Origin of the sequence: Roseateles sp., from assembly GCF_044373315.1 — a bacterium.
GTDB lineage: Bacteria > Pseudomonadota > Gammaproteobacteria > Burkholderiales > Burkholderiaceae_C > JACDQM01.
The window spans coordinates 1-4,837 of sequence record NZ_JBILQK010000169.1 but is presented as its reverse complement, the minus strand read 5'-3'; the positions used below and the strand labels follow the sequence as shown (position 1 = coordinate 4,837).

Here is a 4,837-nt window from a genome sequence, read left to right as displayed (position 1 = left end):
CTGGCGCCTTGGGGCAGGTCCTGACCAATCTGCTGATCAACGCGCTGGTGCATGGCTTTGAAGACCGTGAACAGGGCAGCGTTCGCGTCAGCTGCAGCCTCCTGGCCGATGGACAGGCTGAGCTGCGCGTTACCGATGATGGCAAAGGCATGGACGAGTCGGTGCGGCGCCGCATCTTCGACCCCTTCTTCACCACCCGCCTTGGCACGGGTGGATCAGGGCTCGGCATGCATATCGTCCACAACATCGTGTGCAATGTGCTCGGCGGGCAGATCGAGGTGATCAGCCGCCCTGGCGAGGGTACGCTGATGCTGATTCGCCTGCCCTTGGAGGCGCCGCAAAGCAGCGCGCCTGAACAGTCGATGCTGAGCTGAGGCGCGGCACACGCTGCACGAGGCTCTCGTGCAGAGCGCCGCCGCAGCCAGCGCTCAGCCGTCTTGCCTCACTGCGACGCTGCAGATGCCGCGGGCACGGCCGCTGAAGCCGGCGCTGCGGGTGCCGAGGCGGCTGCTGCGGACGCGGCAGGTTCGCTATGCGAGTCCACGCCATGCTTCTCGCCGCCCATGTCGATCTCGCCACCTGTGCTCAGGATGTACAGGGCGAGTGCGGCAAAGACCAGAAAGCCCAGAGCAATTTTCCACATTTCAAAGAGTCCTTGGTTGAGGGGGTTGGTGACAGTCTTGCAGACCGAACTGACGCCACGCTGGCATTTCTTCTGAGCGCCTGGAGTCAGCAGGATCCGCAGGGGCGTGCATAGGCACAAAATGAATGACGGCCCCGAGGGGCCGTCGTGTCTTGCTTTCGGTCCTGCCTCAGCCCAGCCGCTTGCGGGCGGCCGGGCCTTCAGCCGGCGTCGCACAGTGCGCAGGCACAAAAGAGTGACGACCCCGAGGGGCCGTCGTATCTTGCTTTCGGTCCTGCCTCAGCCCAGCCGCTTGCAGGCGGCCGGGCCTTCAGCCGGCGTCGCACAGTGCGCAGGCACAAAAGAGTGACGGCCCCGAGGGGCCGTCGTATCTTGCTTTCGGTCTTGCCTCAGCCCAGCCGCTTGCAGGCGGCCGGGCCTTCAGCCGGCGTCGCACAGTGCGCAGGCACTGTGCTCGGTCCGGCTTCAGTCATTCGCGTAGATGTCGCGGTCCTTGGTTTCGCGGACGAACAGCAAGCCGATCACGAGGGTGATGGAGGCAATGATGATCGGGTACCACAGGCCGTAGTAGATGTTGCCGTTCTGGGCCACCATCGCGAAGGCGATCGTGGGCATCAGACCGCCGAACCAGCCGTTGCCGATGTGGTACGGCAGGCTCATCGAGGTGTAGCGGATGCGGGTCGGGAACATTTCAACCAGCATCGCGGCAATCGGGCCGTAGACCATGGTCACGTAGATGACCAGGATCGACAGGATGCCGACGATCTTCCACCAGCTGGCGGACAGCGGCTTGATCGGATCAGCCTTGGCCGGATAGCCCGCAGCCTTCATCGAATCGGCAATGTCCTTCTTGAAAGCCGCAATCGCCTTGGCCGAAGCCTCGTCGAACTTGTGGCCGCCAGCCGTCAGCACGCCGGTCGGCGCATCGATGACCTTGTCGCCGATCTGCACCTTGGCGTTGGCGCCAGGCGTTGCCACGGTTTCATAGCTGGCCGATTGCTGGGCCAGCGAACGCTTGGCGATGTCGCAGCTCGAGGTGAAGCTCACATCACGTGCAATCGGGCTGCCCTGGAACGAGCACTGGGCCGGGTCGACCGACACCGTGATCTTGGCGTTCACCTGTGCAGCAGCCAGCTTGGGGTTGGCGGCTTCAGTCAGGGCCTTGAACAGCGGGAAGTAGGTCACGATGGCCAGCAGCAGGCCCGCCATGATGATGGGCTTGCGGCCGATCTTGTCGGACAAGGTGCCGAAGATCAGGAAGAACGGCGTGCCGATGATCAGCGAGACAGCCACCAGGATGTTGGCCGTCGGGCCATCGACCTTCAGCACGTTGGCCAGGAAGAACAGCGCATAGAACTGGCCCGAGTACCAGACCACGGCCTGACCGGCAACCAGGCCGAACAGCGCCAGGATCACGATCTTCAGGTTCTTCCATTGGCCGAAGGACTCGGACAGCGGCGCCTTGGAGGTCTTGCCTTCCGACTTCATCTTCTGGAAGGCCGGCGACTCATTCATCGACAGACGAATCCAAACGCTGATGGCCAGCAGCAGGATCGACACGAGGAAGGGAATGCGCCAGCCCCAGTCGGCGAAGGCTTCTTCACCGATCAGCGTGCGGGTGCCCAGAATGACCATCAGGGACAGGAACAGACCCAGCGTGGCTGTGGTCTGGATCCATGATGTGTAGGCACCGCGCTTGCCTTGCGGCGCATGCTCGGCCACATAGGTGGCGGCACCGCCGTACTCACCGCCCAGGGCCAAGCCTTGCAGCATGCGCAGCACGATCAGGATCACCGGCGCTGCCACGCCGATGGTGGCGTAGTTGGGCAGGATGCCGACGACGAAGGTCGACAGGCCCATCAGCAGGATGGTCACCAGAAAGGTGTACTTGCGGCCGATCATGTCGCCCAGGCGACCGAACACCAGCGCGCCGAAGGGACGCACGATGAAGCCCGCAGCGAAGGCCAGCAGCGCGAAGATGAACGCAGCTTGCGGATCAAGGCCCGAGAAGAATTGCTTGGCGATGATGGCCGCCAAGGAACCGTAAAGGTAGAAGTCGTACCACTCGAACACCGTACCGAGCGAGGACGCGAAGATGACCTTCCGTTCCTCCGCGGTCATCGGTGCGCTCTTCGCCACCGCAGTTGTTGTCGCCATGTGCTTGTCTCCGTCTGAACAGGCTTTGGATGCACCGACCGGTGAATCCTTCTGGACGTGACTATCAAGCGCGGCTCTGACCGGCCACTGACGCGAGACTTAGGTCAAACTGACAACTACGGAAGTAACCCTGGTGAAACTTTCCTCAATGCGAAAAAATCGACGCGGGCGCGGGTAATCACCAGCACTTCAGTGGCGGCGCACCACCAGCGGTCGCGGCGCCGCAGCTGATTCCCAGACCCCGCTGGCGAACCAGGGGTCGCCCTTCAGATAAGCGGCCAGCATCGGCAGCGCATCCAGCCCCCAGAACAGCTTGCCATCGACGGCCACGGTGGGCACGCCGAACACTCCCTGCTCCAGCGCCTGCTCGGTGGCCTCGCGCAATTGCTGCTTGACCTCCTCGCTGGCGGGGTCGCGCAGCGGGGCCAGTTCCTGCTGCAGCGCTTCGAGCCGCGCCGCATCGTTGGCATCCGCACCCGCGCTGCGCCACACATGATGGAACAGCTTCTCAACCACCAGGCGATTCGGCGTGCGGTCCACGGCCTGGCAAGCCAGGGCCAGACGCAGCAGCGGCAGGGGATTGAAAGGGTGCCTCGCAGGCAGATCCATAGGCACCTGCATTTGATGGGCCAGCCAGGCCACCTGGCGGTAGGTCCACTCGCGCTTGGGCGCAATCTCGGCCGGCCCCTTCTGCCCCACAGCATGCAGCAGGCCGGCAAACAGCACCGGCCGGTACTCGACTTCATAGCTGAGTCCGGCGAGCGCCTCGGGCAGGCGCTCGAAAGCCAACGCCGCATAAGGCGAGATGGGGTCGAAAAAGAACTGCAACAGCTTCATGGCTTCAGGCCTCTTTGACGGCGATGGTGGTGACGCCCAGCGCCACCAAGCGGGCGCGCCGCTCAGGCAGTCGCGCCAGAATGGCCAACCGCGTCGCGTCATCCGCGCGCGACCAGGCCGAGATCTCATCAATGCTGCGAGCGCAGCCTTCGCACCAACCCGTGGCGGGGTTCATTCGGCACACATTGGTGCAAGGTGATTTCACGTTCATGCCGTTCTGCTGGTTCATACCTGCACCACATCAATCACCGGCGCACCGGTCAGGGTCTGCAACTCTTCCGGGGTCATCTTGAACACGCCATTCGGATGCCCCGATGCTGCCCAGATCAGGTCGAAGCGAAACAGTTCGCGGTCGATGAAGAGCAGCGGCGGACCGGCACCGTCGGCCGGCGCAAAGCCCAGCGGCGAGACGCCGCCGATCGAGAAACCGGTGCGCGCCTTCACATAGTCGGCATCAGCGCGGCCCAGCGGCCCGGTGTGTTCCTTCAGCTTCTTCTCATCCACCCGCTTGTCACCCGAGGCAATCACCAGCACCGCTTGCTCATCGGTCTTGCGGCGGAACACCACCGACTTGGCGATCTGGCCCAGGCTGACGCCCAAGGCATCCGCCGCCTCCTGTGAGGTGCGGGCCGCCACATCAAGCCACAGCGGCGCCTGCGGATGCGACTTGGCGGCCAAGGCGGCCGCCACGCGCTGAAAGCCTTCGGGGCGCTCGGCCGCCCGCTCACCGCCAGCGGCCGGCGCGGGGTTCTGAACTGCGTCTTCACTCTGCATGGGCCTCATTCTCGCCCAGGCCCGCCCTTCCTTCAGCCGCCGACCACTCCCGCCGCCCGCAGCGCCTGCTGTTCGGCCTCGCCATAGCCCAGCGCGGCCAGCAGCTCCGCCGTCTGCGCCCCCAAGGCCGGCGGGCCCTGGCGCAGCGGCAGGCGCGCGCCATCCAGGCTCAGCGGCAGCAGCGGGATGCGGGTGTCGATCGCGCGGCCGGCACCGCTGGCGTCCGCCGGCACCGTGGCCGGCGCCAGGCCGCCGGTGGCGCACAGATGCGGGTCGTCAAAGAGCTGCTCGGGCCGGGTGATCGGTGCATAAGGCAGGCCATTGCGCTCGAAGCGCAGGCCCAGCTCGGCCGCACTGAAGGCCGCAAAGCGATCGCGCAGCAGCGGCAGCAGCCAGTCGCGTGACTGCACGCGGCTGTTGTTCGTG

Annotated in this window: 7 protein-coding genes; 1 reads left to right on the top strand and 6 read right to left on the bottom strand. The window is 64.9% G+C overall.

From position 1 onward, the window contains the following. Positions 1-374: sensor histidine kinase (locus ACIQ67_RS19670; RefSeq protein ID WP_397536067.1), on the top strand; the 374-nt coding region annotated here is incomplete at its 5' end. Positions 375-442: 68 nt separating this feature from the next. Here the strand turns inward: ACIQ67_RS19670 and ACIQ67_RS19665 are convergent. The 6 genes from ACIQ67_RS19665 to ACIQ67_RS19640 all read right to left on the bottom strand — a co-directional run. Next, positions 443-643 carry a hypothetical protein gene (locus ACIQ67_RS19665; protein ID WP_397536066.1) on the bottom strand — a complete coding sequence of 67 codons (201 nt, stop codon included), beginning with the start codon at positions 641-643 and terminating at the stop codon, positions 443-445. 465 nt (positions 644-1,108) lie between these two features. Beyond that, positions 1,109-2,800: an MFS transporter gene (locus tag ACIQ67_RS19660; RefSeq protein ID WP_397536065.1), complete on the bottom strand. Its 1,692-nt coding sequence runs from the start codon at positions 2,798-2,800 to the stop codon at positions 1,109-1,111. A 189-nt stretch (positions 2,801-2,989) separates the two neighbouring features. Continuing rightward, entirely contained in the window at positions 2,990-3,637 is a 648-nt protein-coding gene (locus tag ACIQ67_RS19655; RefSeq protein ID WP_397536064.1) for a 2-hydroxychromene-2-carboxylate isomerase, read from the bottom strand. A 4-nt stretch (positions 3,638-3,641) separates the two neighbouring features. Further along, complete coding sequence (locus tag ACIQ67_RS19650) at positions 3,642-3,848, bottom strand: DUF1289 domain-containing protein (RefSeq protein ID WP_397536063.1); 207 nt, start codon at positions 3,846-3,848, stop codon at positions 3,642-3,644. A gap of 14 nt (positions 3,849-3,862) precedes the next feature. Then, complete coding sequence (locus ACIQ67_RS19645; protein ID WP_397536062.1) at positions 3,863-4,411, bottom strand: YbaK/EbsC family protein; 549 nt, start codon at positions 4,409-4,411, stop codon at positions 3,863-3,865. A 32-nt stretch (positions 4,412-4,443) separates the two neighbouring features. Further along, the coding region (locus tag ACIQ67_RS19640) for a CoA transferase (RefSeq protein WP_397536061.1) at positions 4,444-4,837 on the bottom strand (394 nt) is incomplete at its 5' end.